The 25,128-nt window shown below is 36.2% G+C and carries 27 protein-coding genes; 7 read left to right on the plus strand and 20 right to left on the minus strand.

Annotation, left to right across the window (positions count from 1 at the left end):
- Positions 1 to 57: 57 nt before the first annotated feature.
- From ACOQN3_RS07180 to ACOQN3_RS07195, 4 genes are all read right to left on the minus strand, one after another.
- A complete protein-coding gene (locus ACOQN3_RS07180; protein ID WP_420545796.1) occupies positions 58 to 204 on the minus strand; it encodes a hypothetical protein in 147 nt (48 codons plus the stop codon).
- A gap of 410 nt (positions 205 to 614) precedes the next feature.
- Positions 615 to 1,916: a cupredoxin domain-containing protein gene (locus tag ACOQN3_RS07185; RefSeq protein ID WP_420545797.1), complete on the minus strand. Its 1,302-nt coding sequence runs from the start codon at positions 1,914 to 1,916 to the stop codon at positions 615 to 617.
- A 256-nt stretch (positions 1,917 to 2,172) separates the two neighbouring features.
- Positions 2,173 to 2,658 carry a hypothetical protein gene (locus ACOQN3_RS07190; RefSeq protein WP_420545798.1) on the minus strand — a complete coding sequence of 162 codons (486 nt, stop codon included), beginning with the start codon at positions 2,656 to 2,658 and terminating at the stop codon, positions 2,173 to 2,175.
- Positions 2,655 to 3,833, minus strand: a complete 1,179-nt coding sequence (locus ACOQN3_RS07195; protein ID WP_420545799.1) for a DUF3179 domain-containing protein — start codon at positions 3,831 to 3,833, stop codon at positions 2,655 to 2,657. Before ACOQN3_RS07195 ends, ACOQN3_RS07190 begins: the two co-directional genes overlap by 4 nt.
- A 97-nt stretch (positions 3,834 to 3,930) precedes the next feature.
- On the opposite strand from ACOQN3_RS07195, the gene ACOQN3_RS07200 reads away from it, so the two are divergent.
- Positions 3,931 to 4,353: a DoxX family protein gene (locus ACOQN3_RS07200; protein WP_420545800.1), complete on the plus strand. Its 423-nt coding sequence runs from the start codon at positions 3,931 to 3,933 to the stop codon at positions 4,351 to 4,353.
- Here ACOQN3_RS07200 and ACOQN3_RS07205 read toward each other — a convergent pair whose 3' ends face one another.
- Positions 4,354 to 5,613, minus strand: a complete 1,260-nt coding sequence (locus ACOQN3_RS07205; RefSeq protein ID WP_420545801.1) for a DHHA1 domain-containing protein — start codon at positions 5,611 to 5,613, stop codon at positions 4,354 to 4,356.
- Positions 5,614 to 5,634: 21 nt separating this feature from the next.
- Positions 5,635 to 5,829 (minus strand): hypothetical protein, encoded by a 195-nt coding sequence (locus tag ACOQN3_RS07210; RefSeq protein ID WP_420545802.1) that lies wholly within the window; start codon positions 5,827 to 5,829, stop codon positions 5,635 to 5,637.
- A 116-nt stretch (positions 5,830 to 5,945) separates the two neighbouring features.
- On the opposite strand from ACOQN3_RS07210, the gene ACOQN3_RS07215 reads away from it, so the two are divergent.
- A complete protein-coding gene (locus ACOQN3_RS07215) occupies positions 5,946 to 7,109 on the plus strand; it encodes a citrate synthase (protein ID WP_420545803.1) in 1,164 nt (387 codons plus the stop codon).
- Here the strand turns inward: ACOQN3_RS07215 and ACOQN3_RS07220 are convergent, their stop codons facing one another.
- Complete coding sequence (locus ACOQN3_RS07220; RefSeq protein ID WP_420545804.1) at positions 7,110 to 7,316, minus strand: hypothetical protein; 207 nt, start codon at positions 7,314 to 7,316, stop codon at positions 7,110 to 7,112.
- 462 nt (positions 7,317 to 7,778) lie between these two features.
- Between ACOQN3_RS07220 and ACOQN3_RS07225 the strand changes: the two genes are divergently transcribed.
- Positions 7,779 to 8,153, plus strand: coding sequence for a hypothetical protein (locus ACOQN3_RS07225; protein WP_420545805.1), 375 nt, complete (start codon positions 7,779 to 7,781; stop codon positions 8,151 to 8,153).
- 192 nt (positions 8,154 to 8,345) lie between these two features.
- On the plus strand, positions 8,346 to 9,329 hold the full coding sequence (locus ACOQN3_RS07230; protein WP_420545806.1) for a cupredoxin domain-containing protein: 984 nt from the start codon (positions 8,346 to 8,348) through the stop codon (positions 9,327 to 9,329).
- Positions 9,330 to 9,349: 20 nt separating this feature from the next.
- On the opposite strand, the gene uvrC is transcribed toward ACOQN3_RS07230, so the two are convergent.
- The 9 genes from uvrC to ACOQN3_RS07275 form a co-directional block, all read right to left on the minus strand.
- The gene (gene uvrC, locus ACOQN3_RS07235) at positions 9,350 to 10,936 is read right to left on the minus strand and encodes an excinuclease ABC subunit UvrC (protein ID WP_420545807.1); all 1,587 of its coding nucleotides are present in this window, start codon (positions 10,934 to 10,936) and stop codon (positions 9,350 to 9,352) included.
- Complete coding sequence (uvrA, locus tag ACOQN3_RS07240) at positions 10,933 to 13,752, minus strand: excinuclease ABC subunit UvrA (RefSeq protein ID WP_420545808.1); 2,820 nt, start codon at positions 13,750 to 13,752, stop codon at positions 10,933 to 10,935. The genes uvrC and uvrA overlap by 4 nt, the downstream gene beginning before the upstream one ends.
- Entirely contained in the window at positions 13,739 to 15,691 is a 1,953-nt protein-coding gene (gene uvrB, locus ACOQN3_RS07245) for an excinuclease ABC subunit UvrB (RefSeq protein WP_420545809.1), read from the minus strand. The genes uvrA and uvrB overlap by 14 nt, the downstream gene beginning before the upstream one ends.
- A 300-nt stretch (positions 15,692 to 15,991) precedes the next feature.
- Positions 15,992 to 17,446: a hypothetical protein gene (locus ACOQN3_RS07250; RefSeq protein ID WP_420545810.1), complete on the minus strand. Its 1,455-nt coding sequence runs from the start codon at positions 17,444 to 17,446 to the stop codon at positions 15,992 to 15,994.
- The gene (locus ACOQN3_RS07255) at positions 17,443 to 18,651 is read right to left on the minus strand and encodes a hypothetical protein (RefSeq protein ID WP_420545811.1); all 1,209 of its coding nucleotides are present in this window, start codon (positions 18,649 to 18,651) and stop codon (positions 17,443 to 17,445) included. The genes ACOQN3_RS07250 and ACOQN3_RS07255 overlap by 4 nt, the downstream gene beginning before the upstream one ends.
- A gap of 57 nt (positions 18,652 to 18,708) precedes the next feature.
- Entirely contained in the window at positions 18,709 to 18,876 is a 168-nt protein-coding gene (locus ACOQN3_RS07260; RefSeq protein ID WP_420545812.1) for a hypothetical protein, read from the minus strand.
- 122 nt (positions 18,877 to 18,998) lie between these two features.
- Positions 18,999 to 19,223 (minus strand): hypothetical protein, encoded by a 225-nt coding sequence (locus tag ACOQN3_RS07265; protein ID WP_420545813.1) that lies wholly within the window; start codon positions 19,221 to 19,223, stop codon positions 18,999 to 19,001.
- Positions 19,224 to 19,514: 291 nt separating this feature from the next.
- Entirely contained in the window at positions 19,515 to 20,021 is a 507-nt protein-coding gene (locus ACOQN3_RS07270; RefSeq protein WP_420545814.1) for a dihydrofolate reductase family protein, read from the minus strand.
- 241 nt (positions 20,022 to 20,262) lie between these two features.
- Positions 20,263 to 20,676, minus strand: a complete 414-nt coding sequence (locus ACOQN3_RS07275) for a GNAT family N-acetyltransferase (protein ID WP_420546612.1) — start codon at positions 20,674 to 20,676, stop codon at positions 20,263 to 20,265.
- A 53-nt stretch (positions 20,677 to 20,729) separates the two neighbouring features.
- Here ACOQN3_RS07275 and ACOQN3_RS07280 point away from each other — a divergent pair, with 53 nt between their 5' ends.
- Positions 20,730 to 21,305 carry a hypothetical protein gene (locus tag ACOQN3_RS07280; RefSeq protein ID WP_420545815.1) on the plus strand — a complete coding sequence of 192 codons (576 nt, stop codon included), beginning with the start codon at positions 20,730 to 20,732 and terminating at the stop codon, positions 21,303 to 21,305.
- A 489-nt stretch (positions 21,306 to 21,794) separates the two neighbouring features.
- On the opposite strand, the gene ACOQN3_RS07285 is transcribed toward ACOQN3_RS07280, so the two are convergent.
- Together ACOQN3_RS07285 and ACOQN3_RS07290 are read right to left on the minus strand one after the other, a co-directional pair.
- Entirely contained in the window at positions 21,795 to 22,670 is an 876-nt protein-coding gene (locus ACOQN3_RS07285; RefSeq protein WP_420545816.1) for a PEFG-CTERM sorting domain-containing protein, read from the minus strand.
- Positions 22,671 to 22,756: 86 nt separating this feature from the next.
- A complete protein-coding gene (locus tag ACOQN3_RS07290; RefSeq protein WP_420545817.1) occupies positions 22,757 to 23,128 on the minus strand; it encodes a DUF5654 family protein in 372 nt (123 codons plus the stop codon).
- Between the two features lie 111 nt (positions 23,129 to 23,239).
- On the opposite strand from ACOQN3_RS07290, the gene ACOQN3_RS07295 reads away from it, so the two are divergent.
- Entirely contained in the window at positions 23,240 to 23,470 is a 231-nt protein-coding gene (locus tag ACOQN3_RS07295; RefSeq protein ID WP_420545818.1) for an Lrp/AsnC family transcriptional regulator, read from the plus strand.
- A gap of 24 nt (positions 23,471 to 23,494) precedes the next feature.
- On the opposite strand, the gene ACOQN3_RS07300 is transcribed toward ACOQN3_RS07295, so the two are convergent.
- A complete protein-coding gene (locus ACOQN3_RS07300) occupies positions 23,495 to 24,127 on the minus strand; it encodes a pyridoxamine 5'-phosphate oxidase family protein (protein WP_420545819.1) in 633 nt (210 codons plus the stop codon).
- Between the two features lie 321 nt (positions 24,128 to 24,448).
- Here ACOQN3_RS07300 and ACOQN3_RS07305 point away from each other — a divergent pair, with 321 nt between their 5' ends.
- Positions 24,449 to 24,868 (plus strand): hypothetical protein, encoded by a 420-nt coding sequence (locus ACOQN3_RS07305; RefSeq protein ID WP_420545820.1) that lies wholly within the window; start codon positions 24,449 to 24,451, stop codon positions 24,866 to 24,868.
- 22 nt (positions 24,869 to 24,890) lie between these two features.
- Here ACOQN3_RS07305 and ACOQN3_RS07310 read toward each other — a convergent pair whose 3' ends face one another.
- Positions 24,891 to 25,121 (minus strand): hypothetical protein, encoded by a 231-nt coding sequence (locus ACOQN3_RS07310; RefSeq protein WP_420545821.1) that lies wholly within the window; start codon positions 25,119 to 25,121, stop codon positions 24,891 to 24,893.
- Between the last annotated feature and the right edge of the window lie 7 nt (positions 25,122 to 25,128).

A 25,128-nucleotide genomic window follows, 5' to 3' on the forward strand; every position in this document is an offset into this window, starting at 1 on the left:
CAAGTTATCTCTGGAAATAGTTTTAACTCTCTGTGGCTATACCATTTCCACATCCATTTACTCAATCATCACTGCAACCACAATTATTATGGGTCGTGATGTCAGTGTTGTTGCATGAAGATTCAAACTAAGCCATGAAACTCCAGATCCAAGAGAAAATGAGATGACAACCTTTAGAGATTGAGTGTCAATTCGGGATATCATTTATCATTTCGGTAAAATAAATTATCAATTCGGAAAAATAATCTCACCCTATCGTAAAAATGAATGTCAATCCCGGATAAATCAACGAGTTTGCCGAATGGATATCTAGATAATTCAGAAATCTGCCGGAAAGATACCGAAAAAATCATCGATAATCATTTGACATTATTGGACATTTCTTGACATTATTGGACATTTTTTGATTTTGTCCAAATTCATCCAAAAAATCAATTGGACATTTCTTGACAATTCATTTGACATTATTGGACAATTGTAGAAAGAATAATTGTTTCCTCAGGAAACAAAAAAGGAAAAAATAATTTTTTCCAGGGAAAATAAATCATTTCCAAGGAAAAAATAAGAAAGAAATAATTTTTTCTCTGGGAAAGAATTCAGAAAAAAAGAAAAAATCAGTATTTTGCAACTGCAATGCTTAATCTTGATCTTGTGCTAATTGCAACAATTGAGATGATTGCTATTACAAGTACCATCGTTGCTATTGTACCAAACTCTGGTACCACATGAAACATTACAACTTCGCCTTTAGGACCAGTCCACTCTTGCTCTTGTCCTGGGTCTCCAATCCCAAGTATTGTAATCCTTACGTCTACGGGGTTGTCAGAAATTAGGGGCATTGTCCAGTGCTCATCAATTCCCGCATGACTGTGATTGTCATCAAGAGTCAAGACTTCCTGTCCATCTTGAATTGCAACCAGATCATAGTTTATGCGTTCAACCAGACTGCCGTCTTTTCCAATAAACTTTGCATATATGCCCATTGCTTTGCCTGCAGTTGGATTCATTGCCTCCAGCTCAATAGTAATTGCTCCATCAGAAGACATACCTTCAATGATTGTCATTCTTTCTTCACGGTCTATCACTTTTCCGGTAACTGTGACTTTTCCTGTCTCCCACTGGTGCAACATATCATAATAGTCCTGAATGGCTTGCTGCTCAAACCTATGCGAGAAACTCTCCCCCGGCCCTATTATGCCACTCTCAAAAATACCGTCTGGTCCGTCTATTGGATTACCACTAACAATTGAACGGGCATCATCATCAAAGTTATGCCATGTTACAAGAGTATCCTTTTCAATATGCAAGTGCATTGGCAAGTAACAGTTTTCCTGTTTCTCACAATCGTGACTATCATCGCTTAATGGTATTACAATCACTGTAGTTTCTGCAAACGGAAATTCGGGTTCTGGAGGAGGGATAAAAGTAGAGTCTTCTTCAAAACCTGATTCGGATATATCATCTCTAGCAAATGAACGATCCACTAGTTTTTCAATTCGGTCTTGTCCTTCATATTCCCATATTGGATCAGTGTAAAGGAAAATACACATGTTTGCATGCTTGACGTCTTTGAGCAACATGAAATTCTCTTGAGAATCTGTCAAATATTGTGAATGCCATTCTTCACATTGGAGTATCTCTTTTGTACGATCTTCGCGTATCTCCTCATTTTTTGTGTCTACTCCGGAGGTACCGACAATCTCTTTAGTCAGATGATCATCGCATTTATCTCTGGCTACAGTCTTTTCAGCAGGTGTCATGCTATCGTCATTGTCAATTTTTTCCTTACACTCTTCTGCCTTTTCCATCGCTTGTGCATACTCTTGTTCGTCAGGTTGGTTCTGTGAATAAACTGCAGGAAATGTAATAAACAGGAATAGAGACGTCATTACAAATAATGTTAGTCTGAAGCCCATAGTGAAGATCATGGTTTTGAAGTAATTAATTTTATTCACAAGAAAATATGTATTTTCATACTAGAATATCATGAATTATTCCATGTTTTTGTTCTTTTGATCATGTCTAGACAAACTAATTATGATTTTATTCTACGATGTGGCAAAAATATGATCTAATGAATTCTGAATTCTTGTATTCCACGTGGGTATTAAAACTAACTCACTAGCTATATACCCATGAGAGTTGTGCTCTTAAGTTAATTTGAACTAAAAATTATGCAATCTGCCTTATGCGTTGTTCTCGTCGTAGCTTGTATGCAGTAAATCCTGCAAACCCAAATATGATTACAAGACCAAGGTAAGCCAGAGCTTGGCTGTGTTCAATTAGTACAGCAGACACCCCTGTTCCAACAACACTTGGCAGCAACGACAATGCGTATAGCCACCAACCACAACATCCCAGAGGAACAAGTGAGAAAAAAGAAAAAAATGACGTCATGGCAGTGCTTCCAGAATTTCCACTGATTGCACTTTTCTTTGCATCAATCCTGCATCCCAGAAGTTTGCTTTTCTCAGACAAAAAAATCTGCAAGCCAATTCCAATTCCCATACCAAATATCACAATGGAGTTAATCTGAAATGCGGCACTGATTGCGGCAAGAGGCTCCAAGGCAGGAGTGGTAGCAACTACAACCAAAAGATAAACAACTATGGTAGCAGCGCCAACCAGAATTGCTTTTCGCACAGGTTTTGCAATCACGAGTTATCCTCACCTGCATTGAAGACTAGGGTATCAGGATGAAATGCAATCCACTCAAACCAGAATCCAGGAGAGTATGCAATTCGCTGCAATTGCACCCCGGCATAATATCCAGAAACTGCCAATCCTTCGTAATTCCATTCAGAGTTTGTCAGAGTATCAAAAATTTTGTCTGAATCAGCATCATACTCAAAACTCAATATTTTACCATCTACTGTCCTGTCAAATGCACGAGCGTTCTCCGAATACATAGACAAAACAAACACAGAAGAATCGCCAACAATATCATTTATCACAACATGAGATTCAGCATCACTTTGCCTGAATGCCTTGTAGACTCCATCCTCTTCAAAGCCCAAAATGATTTCTTTTGGATGCAATCTGTCATCTGAATGCTCTACTGGAAACATGATTCGAGGTTCTGTGTAATAGTTGCCATATGGATCAGTAGCATAAGAGCGAATGTGTCCCGTGTCAGTTGTAAGCACCAGTGTGTCAGGATACAACTCTTTCCAGTCACCCCAAGTAATGACATCAAATGGAACCAAATCAAGCTCATGTCCTGTAAGCTCACCTTTCACTGCCAATCCCAAGGCCTGACTCCAGTACGAATCAGTCAGTCTGTCATACATCAAGAGATTACTGTTATACAATTTACCAGAAGTTCCAAACTCTACTTCTTGCCCATCAATTACTCTCTCAAATACCTGATTTGTGTAACACAAAGGACAATAGGTTACGGCAACAGGGACACCTCCCACAGTATCATTTACTATTTCATGCCAAACCAAAATAAAGAGAGGGTATGCCCGTGCCTCGCCGTTTATGTAAAGACCAATCACAGTATCAGAATCAGACATGAATTGAGAATCCTGAACCCCTGCAAAAACAGGATCATCAATTGATGGGATACCATCTTTTGGAGGACCGCCACCCTTTATCTTATCAAGAGGAATGAGATGTTTCACCCCATTTGTCTCCATTATTTGGACATTTTTAACATCGACAAAACTAGAAGATTTTTCAGACACAGGAGATGCACCAACATCATCGGAGATAAAAGAAGAAGAATCAAAATTTTCGGAATTGTCTTGGGAGGAAAACGCAAAGAATGCAGTCCCAGCAATAGCAGTTACAAACACAACTGAAACAGATGCAACAAGTTTAGAGTTCAATTTAGAGTAAAATTAGCTCACAAAATATTAAAAAATTCTTCCAAGTCTGATTTGCATTTGGACAAATGCTTTTAACAAATTCCAAAACCAAATCGACATGGACACAGATGCAACCCTAAAGGGAAATACGTTGCACGACATTACATATTGGGGAATAAGGGCCTCAATTGGAGCAATATTCATCGTTCACAGCTTGAAGAAATTTGATCCTGGCTGGCAAGAATGGTTAATTAGCATAGGCATCCCTCCTGAGATGCAGTTACCAATTGCTCTAGCAGAATTTATTGGAGGAGTCTTCCTCATTACAGGAGTTTTGACCAGAATTACTGGTGTAGTGTTTTCAGTAATTTTACTTGGAGCTATTTTTCACATCAGGTGGGAAAACGGATTCTTTGTATCAAAAGGCGGATGGGAATGGGACTTGGTAATGCTTGCTGCAATGCTTGCAGTTATTGTTACAGGACCAGGTCGTGCATCAATTGCACATCTAGTCAAGAAAATTCCCAGATTCTTGCAGTAATTATTTTATTTTTTTATTTAATTCTGTGATGAATTTTTTTATTTTTGGTTTTGGAATTACAGCTCCGCATGCTCTGTCGTGCCCACCGCCAGAGCCGCCAAGATCAGTTGCCAAAACATTTACGATTTTACCCAAGTGCACCTTACAATTTTTAGAGCCTCTAACTGATACTGCATAGATTCCATGATCAATTCTTTCCTTGTATGCCACTCCAACATCTTTTCCTGAAAGTCCCATTACAAAATTGACTGCACCGCTTGCGCCAGCATCAAGTATCTCCATGTATCCAAGATTCTTCATTGTTTTCATACCATGTTTTACTTTTGCAATCATTTGTGACAGTTTTTCAACTTGGATTTGTGCAAACTCAAATGTGTTTGGGATTTCATGTGGGAACTTGGATTCTGCAAGCTCCTCTACCAAATACAAAAGATAGTCTGGATCCTTTTGGTGTCCAACAATGTTGTAAGTAAGAACCGTTGCGCTAATCAGAGCAAATTGCCTATCATAAATCTGAAGGAGTTTAGAACCAATTGGCCTATCCTCCATGTAATCAGTAATTGCAGCACATGTTGCAACAAATGAAGCATGATCATCAAGTTTGGACTTGAATGCATCATACACTTGAACTGCAGTACATTCGTTAATGTCATGAATTACTTTGACCTTGATTTTCTCAAGTGCCTTTACCACTGCAGGATCAATGTCATGATGATCAATGTAGGTTACTGCAACCTTGTTTTTTCTAAGGTTAGTTAAAATTTCAATAAACTCATCTTGTGTTTTTTTGCTTAATCCAAGATCACAGATAAAAAGCGATTTTAGTTTTTCATCTTTAGAGACTTGCTGAAGTGCCTCCATTTGTCCAGGATAATCTACAAGTACGGAATCGCCACCAAATGCTTGTCGCACTAGTGCAGCAGAACTAATTCCATCGGCATCTTCCTTGTGTGAAATACAGATGACTCTAGTTCTTGGAGTTTTGACAGTTTTTCTAGAACTTTTGCTAGTTGCGGGTTTCTTAGTGCTTGTTTTTTTGGCTGCTGTTTTTTTAACAGTTGTTTTCTTTTTTGTTGCAGTTGTTGCCGTTGTTTTCTTTTTGGTAGCTGTTTTCTTTTTAGCTGCTGTTTTTTTAACTGCTGGTTTCTTTTTAGTTGTAGTTGTTTTCTTTTTGGTAGCTGTTTTCTTTTTAGGAGATTTTTTCAAAGTTTTTTTTGGTTTAGATACTGCCAATACGACTGGGAAAAGCACATCCCTCATTTAAATCAAGAATGAACAAGACTAATTTTTTTTGTTAGTTTTTGTTATTGTCTGCTGCTCAGTCAAAGCAGTTGAATCAAAATAAATGTCATACAACGATGATCCATGCAACTGAGTTTGAAAATCAATTTCCTGAATTTTACTTAACTCTTCTGGAGAAGAATTCAGTATAAAATCATCTAATTCCCGTAGTTTTTCACGCTCAGTTGAGTTCATAATTTTTCATTAGATTTTACCATTTATCACCAAAAGTTACGATATTAGACAAAAAACTAAATTTCATTGACATAGATTTGCGAAAACATAATAGAAGAATTAAGCCTAGATTAACCATGGAGACCAAAAATATAGGATTAAGAGGAATAGAGGTAGCAGATACCAGAATTTCCAATATTGATGGTGAAAAAGGCAAGCTCATTTACAGAGGATACGATATTTTAGATCTAACAAAAAATTCAACATTTGAAGAAACATCTTATTTGCTACTTTATGACAAGCTCCCAACCAAGCAGGAACTAGATGAATTTAAAACAAAACTTGCAGAGGCAAGATTCATTCCAAAGCAGATGCAAAAAAACATGGGAAACTGGCGAAAAGATGCCGATCCAATGGATATGTTACAAGCATTCGTAGCAGCTTTAGCAGGATATTATGATGAGGAATTTTCTACAAAAGAGGCAAGTTATGACAGGGCGATTAATCTGGTGGCAAAGGTTCCCACAATCATCGCAAGTTGGCAGAGAATAAGAAACGGTTTGGACCTTGTAGAACCTGACCCCAATCTAAGTCATGCAGCAAACTTTCTGTATATGATGCTAGGTGAAAGGCCAGATCCGGAAGTAGAAAAAATATTTGATGTTTGCCTTATTCTTCATGCAGATCATACATTCAATGCGTCCACATTTACTGCAAGACAAGTGGCATCAACAAGAGCTCACATGTATTCTGCATCCAGTGCTGCAATTGGAGCGCTAAGTGGAGAGCTTCACGGAGGAGCAAATACAGAAGTCATGAAGATGTTATTAGAAATTGCAGACATTGCAAAAGTAGAACCATGGATAAAAGAACAGATGGGTAAAGGTGAAAGGATTATGGGAATGGGACATGCAGTCTACAAGACTTATGATCCAAGAGCACAAGTCCTAAAAGAGTTGTCAAGAAAACTTGCCAAAAAAACAAAAGAACCATGGTTTGACATGACAGAAAAAGTAGAAACTACAACAATAGCAGAAATGAAAGCTCAGAAAGGAAAAGACATCTACCCCAACGTTGACTTGTACAGCGCATCAATTTACTACATGTTAAAAATTCCAGTGGATTTGAACACACCTATCTTTGCAATCTCAAGAGTTGTAGGATGGGCAGCACACATAATTGAAGAAAAGTTTGCAGAAGCCGCACCAAAACCAGCACTGTACAGACCAAAAGCAGTATATGTTGGAAAGTATTGCGGACCCCAAGGATGCGAATACAAAACTTTGGACTTGAGAAAATAATTAATTTCTAGTACTAAGCCACTCTTTTGCTTTTGAATTTACATCATGTTTGTATAACACTTCAAAGACCATGTCGTAAAACGTAATGCCTTTTTTTTGTGCTTGATCATCAAGCCACTTGATTCCATCAGCTAGTTCTGGATCATACTCAGAGAATTCCACTAATTCATCAACCATCTTTGAGAAGAAGGTGTGAGATTCAGGCATGATTAAACATTTCAATATTTGATCATAAGTAACAAATTCAAAATATATAGACAAAATACTACCAAATGTTCAGCTTAAGTAAACCCAGCAGTAAAACACCAATGAGCATAAGTTCATCCAGATACAAAAGGATCAAGGTAAAAAAGCACAGTTTGATCCTTCTATAAAACAATCAAAGAAAGATTTCTCGAAATCTAGAAAACTCATGTCACGTTACCAATTCAAAATCAATTAGTAAAAACACAGAGAGGTGTAAATTCAATTTTGATCCTCTGTCAATACAAAAAGATGTTTGAAATACAATTCCAAAACCAAAAAGAAACAACAAGACAAGGTAAAAAAAACTAAAACAATTTTGAAAATTTACAAGATTAAACCAAAATCAGGTAAAAGAAAATCATAAAAAGATTAAGATGCCATACAAGAGATTTATTTAGAAAAGAAAATAATTTGAAGTTAGATTTGCAACATGTTTTTTACTTTGACGGAGATGCAACAAAAATTTCTTGGAAGATCAAGACAGAAGAATTCACAACAGTACAATCAAGAGAACATGTAGAAATGTACAAAAATGAAGTAACAGACATCCAATCAAAGTATATTGCACTACACGTTGGTCTTTTTTGGGGGATCGGTGTATTTATTATAAAAAACGAAGATTCCATAACAATCAAAATTGATGAAGAAAAAATGTATGAATATCTTACAGATAAAAAAGAAATTCATGATGAATTTGTCAAAAAACGAACACAGTTTATCAAGCAGTTAATCCATCAAAGAAAATTAAAGATAAAATATGAACTAGTAGATCCTAATGAGAATATTGCAAAGATATGAGATCTAAAAATTCAAACAAATCGAAAATATGTAAACAAAATAATCATTGATAAAAAACATAAAGAAAACGAAATTTGAAAACAAATCTATCTAGCAATCCACTAAATTAGAAAAAAATACATTATAGTCAAAAAACAGCCAAAGAACTAGAAGATTAGATTTATTTAGCATATGAAAAATTTGGGATCAATTATGGCAGGTATAGACAAAGCCGCAATTGCGTTTTCAATTGCAATTACAGCAATAGGTGCAGGAATCGCATTTGCAGGAGATTCTATGGAATTTTCAACCCCAGTTTCCACTCCGAATGCTCCAATGGTTTCAACTGAAACTTCAGAGTCAGAACCCAAGTCAGATCCATTTGCAGATTTAGCCCAAAAAGTAAAGGATGAGGCTGCAAATACTGGAGAGACAATGGAGGAAGCAGCTGAAGTTGTAGAAGAAACAATGGAGGAAGCAGCTGAAGTTGTAGAAGAGATAATGGCAGGACCACAAAAACACACAGTGGACATGCCAAAAGGTACTTCAGTTCCAGGATGTGAGGAAACCAACGAGTGTTACTTACCAGCAGACATCACAATCAATGTTGGAGACACAGTTGCATGGGTTAACGTCGACACAGCAGCACACACCGTAACTAGCGGAAGTCCAGCTGATGGACCATCTGGCGTATTCGATAGTAGCTTAGTCATGGCAGATGCAGTTTATGCATTTACATTTGAAGAGGCAGGAACCTACGATTACTTCTGTATGGTACACCCATGGATGGTAGGCAGTGTTACAGTAACTGAAACGGTAATGGAGGAAGCAGCTGAAGTTGTAGAAGAAACAATGGAGGAAGCAGCTGAAGTTGTAGAAGAGATAATGGCAGGACCACAAAAACACACAGTGGACATGCCAAAAGGTACTTCAGTTCCAGGATGTGAGGAAACCAACGAGTGTTACTTACCAGCAGACATCACAATCAATGTTGGAGACACAGTTGCATGGGTTAACGTCGACACAGCAGCACACACCGTAACTAGCGGAAGTCCAGCTGATGGACCATCTGGCGTATTCGATAGTAGCTTAGTCATGGCAGATGCAGTTTATGCATTTACATTTGAAGAGGCAGGAACCTACGATTACTTCTGTATGGTACACCCATGGATGGTAGGCAGTGTTACAGTGAACTAATCCAAAACTTTCCTTTTTTCTTATTTTATTTGGTTTTTTCTTATTGTTCTGTTGTATGCAACACCAAACCTATGGGTTTCATCTCTTGCATGTTGTAAAATTTTCAATGATGGTTTGTGTTTTGGAATGACAACAGGATTTTTTCTGTTTGAAACATAGACTTCTTCATTTTCTTTAGCTAAAGATATGCAAGAAAGTTTCAAGCCAAGAGATTGCAAGGATCGAAGAGCAGCACTCAATTGCCCTTTTCCGCCATCAATAACAATTAGGTTTGGCAATTCAGACTTGCTCTCCAACAATCGATAGTACCGTCTTTTGATGACCTCGCCAATCATGGCAAAGTCATCACGTCCAGTAACGGTTTTGATTCGGAATTTCCTATAGCCTGATTTTTGAGGCTTTCCACCCACAAATCTGGACATTGAGCCCACTGCAAAGTCAGCACCATGATTTGATATGTCAAAGCATTCAATGATATTAGGAATAGCAGGAAGGCCAAGGAGTTCTTTTAGTTCTACCAGACCAGGATCACCGCCTTTTGAGTGAACCAACTCAATATTCTTTAAAATTAAGTTAATGATGTCTTTTTTCTTTCCACGTGTAGGAATCTGGATTTTTACTGCAAAGCCAGCTTGCTCAGATAGTAATGATTCCAAGAGTTTTTTGTTTTCAGGCAATTCACTGACTAAAATGAATTTTGGAATCTTGTGTGTCGAATAATACTGGTATAGAAAGTTTGTAAAGGAATTATCCCCAACCAAATCAAAAAAGAATTTGTCACTGTCCCTAATCACGCCATTGATCATCCTAAAGTTCATCACTACTGCAGTTTGTTCTTGAATTCCAATTCCAAAATATTCCTCATCAGAATTTTCAACGTATTCCATTTTTTGTTTTGTTTGCAGACTGCCCAGTCTAATCAAGGTATCACGAATATCTTTTGCACGCTCAAATTGTTGAAGTGCAGCTGCCTGATGCATTTCTTCTTCGAGTTTTTTTACAAAAACTTTGGTCTGGTTTTTTCCTTTTAGTACATCTTCAAGTGCTGCAACATGTTTTGGATATCTTTCTTGCGCATCTTTGAATTCACAAGGTCCTTCGCAATTTCCCAAATGATATTCAAGACACACTTTTTTTGGAAGAGTTTTACAGATTCTAATTTGAAATGCCTTACGTAATGCCCCAATAGTCAATAATTTGGAGCTTCCTTGCGTAAAGGGACCAAAAGTTTTTCCTTTGCCTAAAAATTTTCCATCACGGGTTCTTCTTGCAACAAGTAGCCTAGGATATTTCTCATCAGATACTCTAAGGTATGTGTATCTTTGCTGATCTTTTAATTCAATGTTAAATCGAGGACGATATTTTTTGATCATGTTAGATTCAAGAAGAAAAGCTTCGCTTTCATTATCAGTTAAAACAAATTCAATATCAGAAATATTTTCAACTAATTTCTGAGTTTTATAGTTTTGATTTTTTAGAAAATAAGATCTAACACGGTTTTTGAGGTTTTTTGCCTTTCCAATATAGATAATTTTATCAGAACTATCCTTCATCAAGTAAATCCCAGGATTGGTAGGAATCTGAATATTTGAAATATCGAAGGTCATTTTTTCAGTATCTTCTTCAGATATTTTCCAGTATAACTGCCAGGAGTCTTAGATACCTCTTGAGGTGTGCCTGCAGCCACGATTTGACCGCCTTCATCTCCTCCTTCAGGGCCCAAATCGATTATCCAGTCAGAGTTTTTTATGACATCCATGTTATGTTCAATTACCACCACAGTGTTTCCAAGGTTTGTAAGTCGATTTAGCACATCAAGAAGTTTTTGCACATCTGCAAAGTGAAGACCAGTAGTAGGCTCATCTAAAATATAGAGAGTTTTTCCCGTACCTCTTTTTGACAGTTCTGATGCTAGTTTCACTCTTTGAGCTTCCCCACCAGAAAGAGTAGTGGAAGACTGTCCTAGTTTGATATACCCCAAGCCAACATCATAGATTGTTTGTAGTTTGCGCTTTATGGAAGGAATGTTTTCAAAAAAGTTCAAGGCTTCATAGACAGTCATATCCAGAATGTCAGAGATGTTTTTTCCCTTGTAAAGAACAGACAACGTTTCAGAGTTGTATCTTTTTCCCTTGCACTCATCGCATTTTACATAAACATCAGATAGAAACTGCATTTCAATTTGTTTTACACCATCACCATCGCATGCAAAACATCTGCCATCTGCAACATTAAATGAGAATTGTCCAGGTGCATACCCACGTTCTTTTGATAGAGGAGTGTTTGCATACAATTCCCTAATAGGAGTAAATGCACCAATGTATGTTGCAGGGTTTGATCTAGGTGTACGGCCAATAGGCGATTGATCAATTGCTATGACTTTGTCTATGTTTTTTATTCCAATGATTTCTTTGTGTTTTCCAGGTCTTGTGTTTGATTTGTAAAAATGGTTTTGGAGTGCTTGGAGTAAAATATCATTAATCAAAGTAGATTTTCCAGAACCAGAAACTCCAGTAACAGAGACAAATAGCCCCAAAGGAATTTCAACATCGATCTCTTTGAGATTATTTTCAGATGCCTTTTTTATGATAAGAGAGCCAGAAGGATTACGAACTTTATCTTCAAGTACAATCAAAGAATTATCTTTGAGATAATCACCTGTAACTGATTTGTGACCATCAAGGATTTGATCAACTGTACCTTCAAAGACAACGTTTCCTCCATGAACTCCAGCTCCTGGACCCAAATCCAAAATCCAATCTGAATTTCGTATTACTTCTTCGTCATGCTCCACTACAATTACGGTATTTCCCAAATTTCGTAGTTTTGTTAGCGTTTTAATGAGTCTCTCGTTGTCTCGTTGATGCAAGCCAATGGTTGGCTCATCAAGCACATACAAGACACCAGTTAGATTAGAACCAATTTGTGTTGCTAACCTGATTCGTTGAGATTCTCCACCAGAAAGAGTTGAGCTTGAACGATTTAACGTAAGATAGTTCAATCCCACATTCATCAAAAATTCTAGACGCTCTTTGATTTCTTTGAGTACATCTTTTGCAATGTATTGTTCATTTTCTGTTAGTTTCAAATTGGAAAAAAAATCATAGCATGCGTCAATTGACATGTCACAGACATCCATTATTCCTCTATCATTGATTTTGACTGCAAGTGATTCAGGTTTGAGTTTTTTTCCATTACATGCATTGCACGGGGTGTCTCTCATGAATTGTTTTAACCATTCTCGTTTTGATTCAGAATCAGTTTCCATAAACACACGTTGCAAATTTGCAAGAACACCTTCAAATGCATCAGTGTATTGCCAAGATGAATCCCCAGATTTTGAGCGGTATTGAAAATCAATAAGATCATCAGTGCCATAAAGAATTATTTTCAGATGCTTGGGTTTTATTTTTTCAATAGGAGTCATCAAGTCAAATCCAAACTTTTTTCCTACTGCCCTTAGTGCTTGTCGTCTAAACGATGAAAACCTTCTACTCCATGGAACAATAGCACCATCAAGAATAGATTTTGTCTTGTCTGGAATAACAAGGTCAGGATCAAATTCCATCTTGACTCCCAGTCCATTACAAGTTTTACACATTCCAAATGGAGAGTTAAATGAAAAAGTTCTAGGTTCCAAATCACCAACAGTTAATCCACAATAAGGACATGCGTTATTTTGAGAGAAAATTTTCTCAGTTTTTTCAAAAGTAATCATCACATCGCCTTTTGATGCATTAATTGCAGTCTGAATTGCCTCAAAGAGCCTTGAGCGCTCTGATTTTTCAGAAACAATTCTGTCAACTACAATCTCAATATTGTGCCATTTTTGCCTGTCAAGAGGAGGAATTTCTTCATCTAGGCTCAAAATTTCTCCGTTTAGGCGGATTCTAGAGTATCCATCCTTTTTTATCTGCTCAAAAAGTTTCTCATAGGTCCCCTTTTTTCTCTGAACAATAGGGGCCAAAACCATTATTTTTTCCCCTTTGAAATCCTTGAGGACAGAATCACAGATGTTCTCAACTGATTGGGTAGAGATTTTTCGTCCACAATTAGTACAATAGGGAATACCAATTCTTGCAAACAATAATCTCATGTAATCATAGATTTCAGTTGTAGTTCCAACAGTGGAACGAGGATTCTTGCTTGTTGTCTTTTGTTGTATAGAAATTGCAGGGGACAATCCTTCAATGGAATCAACATCAGGCTTGTCCATCATTTCTAAGAATTGGCGCGCATAGGCAGAAAGGGATTCAACATATCTTCGCTGTCCTTCTGCATAGATTGTATCAAAAGCCAAAGTAGACTTGCCAGATCCAGACAACCCGCTAATTACAACCAGGTTGTTTTTTGGTATGTCAATATCCAAATTTTTAAGATTATGATGTCGTGCACCACGAATTTTTAATTTATTTTCTGTCATCTTTTGCTTGAATCTCCTTTTCTAGTCTTTTTATCCTATCTCTGCACTCAATTGCTCGCTCAAAATCCAAATCCTCAGAGTATTTTTTCATCTGAGCCTCCAAATCAATAATGTCAGTAGTAAGATCATGAGAAGACTTTAGTTTAGAGTCATCTAGAGAAGTCACCTGTTCAGGAATTGATTTTGTGATTGTTTTTGGAGTAATTTTATTTTCTTTGTTGTATTGAATCTGTTTTTCCCTACGTCGTTTTGTTTCTCCAATTGCGTTTTTCATTGATTGAGTGACAGTGTCAGCATACATTATCACAGTTCCGTTTTCATTTCTTGCAGCACGCCCACAAGTCTGAATGAGACTTGTAACATTTCTCAGAAAGCCTTCCTTGTCAGCGTCAAGTATGGCAACCAAAGAGACCTCAGGGATGTCAAGTCCCTCTCGAAGCAGGTTTATTCCCACAAGAACATCAAACTCTCCTAATCGCAGCTGCCTGATGAGCTCTGTTCTTTGGAGCCCTTCAATCTCTGAATGCATGTACCTTACCCGGACATTTTTCTTGGATAGATATTCAGCTAGGTCTTCGGCCATCCTTTTTGTCAGAGTAGTCACCAAAACCCTTTCAGATTTTTCAGCACGCTTGTTGATTTCTTCAATAAGGTCATCCATTTGATTTGTAGTGGGCCTCACATCCACTTGAGGGTCTAACAATCCAGTAGGTCTTACTAGCTGCTCTGCAATTTGAGAAGAAGTTTTCTTTTCATATTCAGCAGGAGTGGCTGAAACAAAGATAGTGTTTTGTATGTAATCTTCAAATTCTTCAAACTTTAGCGGTCTATTATCATATGCACTTGGCAGTCTAAATCCATATGTTACAAGTTCCTTTTTTCTGGAATGATCTCCCTTGTACATTCCATGAAGTTGCGGCAAAGTAACATGAGATTCATCAATGACTAACAAATAATCATCTCCAAAAAAATCCATAAGACAAAATGCCTTTTGTCCGGGTTGTCTGCCATCAAAGTGTCTTGAATAATTTTCAATTCCAGAGCAATAACCAAGCTCTTCAATCATTTCTAGATCATAGTTTGTTCTCATCTCAAGTCTCTGTTTTTCTAGCTCGTTTAGCTCAGGCAATCGTTTCTTTAATTCTGATCTTATTGATTTGATTGCTTTTTCTCTTACATCTTTTGCAATAAGATAGTGCTTTGCAGGAAAGATCTTGATTTGTGAGATTTTTCTTTTTTCTTTTAGAGATACATGATCAACTAGACTGATTTTTTCAACCTCATCGCCAAAAAGAGAAATTCGCACCAAATCTTCTGAATATGCAGGGGTAATGCTAATTGTATCTCCCTTTACTCGAAAATTTCCAGGAGCAACTTCGGTGTCGTTTCTCTCATATCTTGCGTCAACAAATTTGTGGATCATTTCATTTCGCTTTATTTCATCACCTTCGCTGATAGTTATTGCAAGATCCTCCCAATCTTGTGGATTTCCCAAAGAGTAGATGCAAGAAACAGTAGAGACGATAATTGTAGGCTCTCCTGAGAGAAGCATTGCAGTTGCCTCTAATCGGAGTTTTTCAATTTTCTCGTTTATCTGAGTATCTTTTTCAATATACGTGTCTGTTTGAGGAAGATAGCTTTCAGGCTGATAATAGTCATAATAAGATACGAAATATCCAACATTGTTTTTTGGGAAAAATTGTTTGAGTTCAGAATATAGCTGTGCTGCAAGAGTTTTGTTATGAGAAATCACCAGAGTGTTTTTTCCGGTTCTGGCAATTACGTTTGCAATTGAGAAAGTCTTTCCACTGCCTGTTACGCCAATCAGGGTTTGAACTTTTTTGTTAGTTACGCCTTTGACTAGAGCATCAATTGCCTGTGGTTGATCGCCAGTCGGGGCAAATTCAGATACTAATTCAAATTTGGCAGAAACTGTCAATAAGTAAAATTCTCAAAAACTGAACTTATAGCTAACGTTTGAGAATTACTAATTACAAGTAAAGACTGTTTTCATAAAATAACCAAAATGGGTTCATAATATCAGATCATTAAAAATTAGAAAAATGCAAGCAGTCTAAAAGTAATGTGTAAAATAAGAACTTTGAAAGTACGAATTACGCCTAAAATGAAGTAGAAAATTGGCTTGCACGCCAAATACTGTTTACCGAGTATTGGCTCACGGAGATTCACATACCTTTTTGCGGTCAAAAATGGACGCATTTGACATGAATTCTAGTTTTCATTTTCCAACAGTAGTAGAAATCAAAAACATATCATCATAGGAATGTTCTGGGAAATAGTTTAAGATAATTGCTTTTTTTAGTAACTTATCATCAGTGCCCACAATTAAAAACATGAATCCATCTAAGATGAATTCGATTCTGTACTCTTGAGGGTATTTTGATTGAGCATTGTTTGGATCCAAAGCATGTCCAGATATCTTAAACACAACATCACCAAGTTGCCAAAATTCTGAATTTGGTGATTTAAAATTCATAAAGTATTGCTGATCTGCTGACGAAACGTTATCAATCCACAAGTCAATGTAAGGACTGCTCAAAGATTTCAAATCAGCATATCTTACATTCACATCATTGCCATAAGCATGAAGTTCAGTTAGATAATTTCCAGCAAATCGTAAGGGAACTTTTGGATGGTTTGGGTGTGATTTTTCATATCCGTCAATCATGATTTGGGAGCCATGATCAATTTCCTGAGAAGAGATGAATCTGCCAGTACCGATTGCACCATTTGCTTCCCTGGTAAAGGTTGGCGGTTCTACAAACAAGGATCCACACTCATCCATAGACAGTTCAAGATATGGTAAAGCAACAGGACTGGTGTTCATTATCAAATCAGGATTTGTAATCATCAAACCGTCAATGACTCTGTACATGGAACCCCAGCAAGGATCTTCCATTCTATGCCGACCTGGGTCAGGCCAATACTTTACTACACAATGATCGGTAGTCAAAGTGACGCCACTGTATGCTCTAAATGCAGAGATGTCATCTGCATCACCACCAAGATGTTCAGGTAATCTAATCAGAGAAAACATCTGAAAGACGTCACGGTTTTCAGTTTGTTCAGGGTTTGGATAATAGAAATGCCTTGCACTGTTTGGCTTCATTAAAGTAATTTCAGACCAATCAACTTTCTGTTCATTTTTATCATAACTAGTGGTTATTTCTGGTTCTGATTTGTCATCTGCCAAACCCCGAATTGTACATATGTGAAGCCATTCAGAGATCATTCGTTTGTTTTCTACAGTATCAGTAGCTGCATGTCCCCATGATTTTATTTTACTGCAAAATTCCTTGCTAAAATATGGTCCAGTCTCACCGTAAGGATAATCAAATGTTACACGATTCTTGCAAGTTTCATCAGGGTATCCTATGCTAAATGGTTCTAGACATCCACCTTGCTGCACATTGATTCGTTCACAGATGACATTATCAATATAGTAATAACCGTTTGATGTTTTGACAAACGGGTAATCACCAAATTGATTTTTGTTTGAGCATTGTTCGTTAATCATTAATGCAATTTCTGAAACCGTACCGTCATATTCACCAATTTTAGAATAAGGTCTTGTCAAGCCGAATAATTCAGGATATGCATATGCAGTTATCATGATACTAGAGACAACAAAAACAGCAATGCAGATAATCAAAACAGTGTATCTAGTTTTCATTTGAACATCATCTGTTTTCTTAACAAAATTATCGGCAATACAGAAAGCATCATTATCATCATTGTGATTGTTTCAAATTCTGGAATAGGTTTTGCCAGAGTCATCATCTCAAAGTCAGGATGCTTTAGATAAAACAAAGATGTCCCATCAGGACTGATAACAAATGAATCAGGGTTGTTGTTATCATAAGGCAAAACCAATTCATGATATGCCCCATCAATGCTTATCAGATGCAATGTGGAACCAAGTGCTCCACGTCCACAAGAAGACACATTGAAAATAATCATTTCTCCATTAGGAGCCCACTTGGAAGGAGATCCACAATTTAATTGGTTATTTGGAATTTCTACCACATTACCTTCTGGAGTATAATATGCCAAAACCCTATCTGCCCATCCATAGCTAGACTCAATAGTCTTGTGGAATAGAATCTTTTTTCCATCAGGACTGATATCAAAACGATGTAATTCATCGCCAGAAATCAATTCATGTGTATTTTCTACGCTGTTTTCTTCTCCATTTCCAATATCCAACAATATGAAACCCTGCTCAGATGGATCATCATAATATGATTCCCTATCTAATGATATTACTATAGAATACATTTCAGGTTCTTTTTCATAATAGTGATAATAATCAAAATGAATCCACTCAGAAAAATGCGTCAACTTTAATGTCTCTGATGTGCCAAGATCATATCGAAACAAATTGCCATCATCAGCTACAAAATGAATGAATTTCCCATCAGGAGAAAATTTTGCCAAACCTATTTGCTCATCAGTCTCCAAAAGCATTGGAATATCTAATGTAACAATATCGAAATTATCAGTAGACATTACTGCGATTCGAGGCAGAATAGAATCTGCATCTACTGTCTGATAATATGTCATCAATATTGATTTTCCATCAGCACTCCAGTCTTGGGTATACACATTGTGCCATGCTTTGGGAACAGAGATTTTTTCAATTGTTCCCCGAAATATGGGTTCTTTTACTTGAAATGAAATTTGATTACTAGTGGTTTCATACAATGTTTCATCTTCCATCCATAATACTGTGACATAAACAGACCAGACTCCTGAAACATCGGTATTAGGAGTACTGACAGTAAAATTAGTGCAAGATTCTTTTTCAGCATTATAGATAGTCAGAAATTCATTTCCGTTAGGATCTGTAAAATGTGCTTTGAGATTTACAGAATGCACCTCTAAAATACGTTCATCATATGGATCAAGAAATACAGATTTTCTGTCTGTTGATTTTTATAGATTATCAGAGCACAAAACCCCCATAACATTGGTACGTAAAGTAGACACAACTTCAGAGTCCTCCATCCAAAGGTCAAAGTCTTCCTCAATTTTTACAGCGTCACTTTCCATGTGTCCTACAAAAAAGGACAAGTCAAGATGTTTTCTTTTGTCCACCTTCATCTCAACTAGGTATTCACCTATAGGATAATCATTAGGAATGGGAAAGGAAAATTCGAATTTTCCTTGACTGTCAGAAAAATAAGTGTCCGCATGAATTATAGTGTTTTTTGGATTTTTAATTGTTACATAAAATTCTGAATCAGGAGAAGGGAGTGTTCATCAGTTTCTTCCTTGTAAAATGAAGAAGACCCAACAACGTAAACAGTCTCACCCAAACGGAATTTTCTATCTTCTTGGTTTTGTTCATTGAAAAATTCAAAGTGTGTATCAAACCACAATTCTTCAGAAAAAGATTGCTCAATTCCAACAATCCCCATCAAAATTAATGGGGTTACTACCCAAACCATTCTCATAATCATGATTTTTTATTATGATGTTCATAAGTACTTCGAATATTTTGTATTGGATCCCATAAGGCTTGAACCACTATTGGATAAGTTCTTGGCTCACAGACCAATCTTCATTTTACAAATATTGGCTTAGCCCTGTTTTGACAATACAATTTTAGATTTTTCTAAAAATTTTGGACTAATGAAATGAGCATTAAAATAAAATGAAATGAAAACAATATTAGATCACGGCATCTAACTAAAATTCGTGGAGCTTTGAAAGTATGAAATTAGATAAAATAACAAATCTTACTTCAAAACTTTGTAATGCAAATCAACTAATTGACCAAATTTCTCAGTTTTAATTAGTTCAAGTTTTGTTTCTTTCTCACCATTTTTGAAAAGTGGGATTCCCTTACCTAAAAGAACAGGAATGACAGTTATGATGATTTCATCTATAGCCTCTTGTTTTAGAAAAGATGTAATAATTTGTGGGCCTCCAACTAACCAAATATTCTCACCAGCACCAGGAAAATCATCATCGACAAATTTTGCAATATCAGAAACAAATTCTACATTTTCATCGTTATTTCGGTTAGTTCTACTAAAAACAAATGATTTTTTGTTCTTGTAAGTATATGACCCAAAAATCAAAACTTGCTCATACGTAGTTTTACCCATAATTACAGTGTCAACAGACTTGTAAAATGCATCATAACCTGATTCAGAAGTCTCTGGTAGCCAGTCAACATCACCATTTTCTCTTGCAACATAGCCATCCAAACTTGATGCAATGTATACAACAATTTTTCTCATAAATTCTTCTTTTTTTAAGCTAATTATAATCTCAGATGTTATCTAAAACACCATTTTAGAAATAGGAGGATATTCATCGTAAGAGTTTTGTGACTCTGTAGGAGAGGGCGTCATTCTCCTACAGATTAGTGACTCCTTTGGAGAGTCATATTATCTGAATTCATTATTGTATTTACTATGCATAAAAAAATTAGTATAAAAGCACGTGTTTTATTCTAGGCATAAACTTAATTGATTTTTTTCAATCAAGATCAAATACCATTTTGATATGGGGAATCCCAACTTTGCAGTAAATGTTGCCGGTTGTGACAAATCCAGACTTTGTATAAAAATCCTTTACAGCATAAATTGAATCTAAAATAATTTGCTTCTTACCAGATTTTTTAGAAAGAGATTTTATTTCAGTCAGAGAAGATTTCCCCAATCCTTGTGAGCGGTATTCATACAAAATACCCATTCGTTCAATTTTGTGTGAGTTTCCAACAGATCGTAATCGAAAGGTTCCAACAGGGATTTTTCCATCCAGAATTAGAAATTGATCTAAAAAAGCATCATCATTGTCAAAGATATCATTTTCAGATAATCCCAATTCTTTGTGAAAAATAGACAAACGAATTTTCTTTATTTTTGTAAAATCATCAGTTTTTGCTATCATCAAACATAAAATATCAAATTAAACTAATTAAACACACATTCTTGTAGAACATAGTGAACTGGAAGAAACTGCTAATTGAGAGATTAGGAAACAAATGCAGTGTTTGTTCACAAGAAGATATTGAAAGATTAGATGTTGGATTTGTAAACAAGCAAGAATATCTTGAAGAGCAGTATTTTGAAAACAAAGAAGAGATGTACGTATGGTTTGTACTGCATTTTAAAGAAGAATCTGAATACCTGACATCAATATGCAATGAATGCAAATCAAAAACTACAGAAAATACAGAGATTCCATTATCAAAGTTAGAAGAATTCTATTTTACTCCAAAACAAATGGATGCCCAAGAGATTATGAGATGGATGGACAAAAAAGCAGAAGAACTCTTGGCGTTTCTTCGAGAGAACAAGCAGTTTGTCCCAATAGAAAAAAGGTTAGAAAAAAACTATGGAGATCTTAGAGACAAGTTTACAGAAATTGACAGAAACATCGCCTTGATAGAGCATGAAAAAAAATGGTTGCCAAAAAGATATGCTGACGTAATAGAGCAAGACCTCAATGAAAACCTTGAAATCAAAAAACTAGTTGAAAAACATAATCGGCCTAAAATTCCAGATACAGGTCACTAGGGATAAAAACACAAGTGATAGTAATCAAAACCACTTTGCTATCCATTGACAGCAAATCTCTACATGATGTAGCTCAATAATGCAGAGTTTGGAATTACATGATTTCCTATCAGTAAATGGTTGTCTTTGAGAAATAAAAATATGGCTTTGAGGAATTTTGATACTTGTTTATTTCTAAAGAGTTTTTTTAAACAAAATTAAAGCAATTGCAAGAATCAATCAATTCAAAACAAGATTCAGAGTTAGAAAATGCAATGGTGCAAATGACGACTTGAAAGCACAGATGGACACATTAATTCTAGAAGTTTAGTGCCAGAAAAACAATAAACTATCGCACCATTGCATACTGTATAATAGAGCCTTTTACATATAACAAAAACGTAGAATTTGTTCATACAAATCATTCATTTTCAAATTTTAATTTAGAAAACTTAACCATACAAAAAGAATTTTGTAGTAAATAAAAAGAAAATAAAAAAGAGAATTGTCTTAGATTCTTGGCATCATCATTTTTGATTTTGCAGTGATTGCTACAATGGCTACAATGGACACTAACAACACCATCATTGCAATAGTACCGAATTCTGGAACTACCTTTGTTGTTGCTATTTGACCAAAGACTTCTCGATATTCTTCTCCATGTCCAAATCCGACAGCACTAATTGTTACTGTAACAGGAGTGTCATCTGATGCGGCCACAGTTAAAGCACTAGTTGTGTGTGTATTAGTGATTGTTCCATCATGCATATGCCCATCGTCATTTAGCAATACCATGGTTCCTTGAACTGCCTGAATATTGTATGTGAGATGTTGAGCAGGATTACCGTCAACGTCTGTTACGGTTACATCAATAGTAATCTCTTCACCTACATTTCCAGCACTCGTCACAATATCTGCAACGAGATTATCAACAGAATCAGCACTACCACCTGCTTCGATGGTATTTCCAATTGTTATTGTTCCCAAGTCTTTTTCTACACCACCACCAACAGTGACCAGGACTGTTCCTATCATCCATGGATGAACAATACAGTAGTAGTCATATTGACCAAGAGTGTCAAATGTATGCGAAAAGGTTGTTCCTGCCATGAAAATGCCACTGTCAAAAGTTCCATCAGGAGTAGGTGGGACCCCACTTGTTACAGTGTGTGCTGCAACATCATCATTGCTCCACACTACAGTATCACCGGGATGTACAGTCACTTCAAATGGAATATAACATTCGTTTGTGTTCTCACATCCAGGAACTCCAGAGCCCTCAGGAAGACTAACAGTTATTTCCTCAGCAGATGCAAAAGGCATTGCAGTCATGAATAAACCAGTCAGGATCATTGAAGTCAACATTAGTTTTTGAGAGTTTTTCATTAAAATGAAATCTCAGGTCAGAATAAAAGACTTTGGTAAGAAAAAATACATCAATTGCAAACCATGCCAACAATAAAACAAAATAACTATTTAATGAGGAATTTGTCTTGACTTGCAGCATGTTCTTTGAACATGTGTTCAAGAACTTTGGATTCAACGATAAACTCATAGTCACATAGTTTACATGCAAATGTCTTTTGTCGCCCAATTGATTTTGCCGCATAGGCTGCTCGAGTAACCACTATTGTCAGAATCACAGCAAGAACAGTAACAATAAGAGCATAAGCCAGCATGGGCCCCACTGTGTTAGATGGTCCAAAAACTTGACTGAAAATTGCCTTTATTGCATCATTCCATGTAAGAGCTGCGACCAGACTAAAAGCTGCAGTTATCAATGCTGCCATTTTATCTAGAATTTCTTTTGTCATGCTAGTGGAATTGGTCTCATCGTGTTCCATGTTCCTGTTACCTTAGCTGATCTCTGACTAACAAGTTAGAAAATCTCAAATAGTAACTCAAAGAAATTACGCAACAGCTAACCTTAATACTGAAAATTAGGAATATTACTTATGGCAACTGCATTCATTTTAGTCAATTGCGACATGGGATACGAAAAACAGACAATCTCAAATCTAAAGGAATTGTGCAATGAGGTACAAGGAACATATGGCATTTACGATTTTGTTTGCAAGTTAGAATATGACAGTATTGAATCAATAGAGCAAGTACTAGAGAAGATACGCCATCTACAAAATATCACACATACTGTAACAATACATACAATTCCTGAACAGGCATAATCAAATACAAAAATCAAACTAGGCTTACCAAATTGGTTGACCAACCATTTCTAATTTGTCATCAACTACATCAAACCCCATGGTTTTGAGAGTTTTCAGTGCGGTAGGAGAATTTCTTTTTAGAATCTTTTGAGCAAGTTTGATTCTATCCTCAGGATTCATGTGCTGGCCAATCTTGTATTTTCCATGTAGTGTGTGGGGAACAACCTTGATTATTGATACTGCATCCAATACACGCATATCAGGTGTAAGAGGATCATAGTGGCCTTCTGGCTGGTATTTTTCCATCAATCCGTTTAGTGCAAGGGTTTTCTCTTCTCTATCTGAAACAAAAGAGCCAATTCCCTTGATAACTACGCTGATGTACAAAGTGTCTGCAAGAGATGCATTATGTGGATCCTCAAAGTATGAGGGAAGAAATTCAAGCTCCCTATCTGCCTCAAATCCAACTTTGGAGTTTCTAGAAATGTTTTCTAATTTTTCTCCCTTTACATGAGAATGCATGTAAATTGCATCATTTAGAAAAACAAAGTTCATTGGAATTATCTGAGGAAACCCATTCTTGTCGATGCTAGAGATTCGTCCAACATGTTCCTCATTTAGAAATTCTTTGATTTTATCATATGATCGTATTTGTAAGATTCCTACTAGTTGCAACAAGCAACCTATATCAAATTATTTAATAAATCCAGAGCACACAAGCTGAATTTGGCATCTAGATGACACTACAAATTACAAAAACAATATGCTAGGCACACAAAATCAAGAAATTAGTTTTCCTTATCAAGTTCTTTTGCCAATTCTTTAATTTCAAGAATTCTGCATGCTAGCTCAGTACATTCATTTTTCTTATCGGATTTCATGATAATTCATTACAGAAATAACCAAAAATAAGAAGTGTTCTAAAACTTGACTTTTTTCATCCAAAGTTTTCATTAATGAAAATTACTAAAATAGAGGAGACAAGGCAGCAGGCATATGGATGAATTCGAGGAAGAATATGAAGAGGAGATAAATCAAGTTTTGAGAGTTTTAGAGGAATGGGGATCTGAATCAAAATTCATCTGGTTTAGAGAATTGCATAGAATTACAGATATTGACAAGGGATTGCTTCGAAACATTCTCAGCGAACTAAAAAAATCAAGAGAAATTAAAGAAATGCATGGGACAAATAATAGGATATTTTTCTGTCTCAAAAAATACTATATAAAATGTAGAGACGTGGAATTCAGGTATAAGGGAAAGGAGATAATGTTAAGGGACGGCAGCAAGACCAAAGTTATTCAAGGCGCCACAAAATCTACAGAGAGAACAAGAAAAAGATTAGAAAAGCAGAAAAACAAGAGAAGGGCAAAAGCATTTACCAAATCAAAAGGCAAAAGACCACACAAATCATAATTCTCGATTACGATTGTTATTATTAGAAAGAATCTTCGGCTTGGCGTTTCATGAAATTAGATTCAGCATGTCTAATCTTTGATTTTTCTGAAACGTCTTCTGCCATATCATAAAGCTCATGCAGCTGCATGTAAGGAGTAAGTTCATCTTCCTGTTCGTCATCTAGCGATTCTTCAAGATTGGCTAGAATCTCAACATTTTCATCTAAAATGTCAAGACATTTTTTTACAGTTTCTGGAAGATCATCATCCATCATAGAT

Source organism: Candidatus Nitrosopumilus sp. (assembly GCF_965223225.1).
Taxonomy (GTDB): domain Archaea; phylum Thermoproteota; class Nitrososphaeria; order Nitrososphaerales; family Nitrosopumilaceae; genus Nitrosopumilus.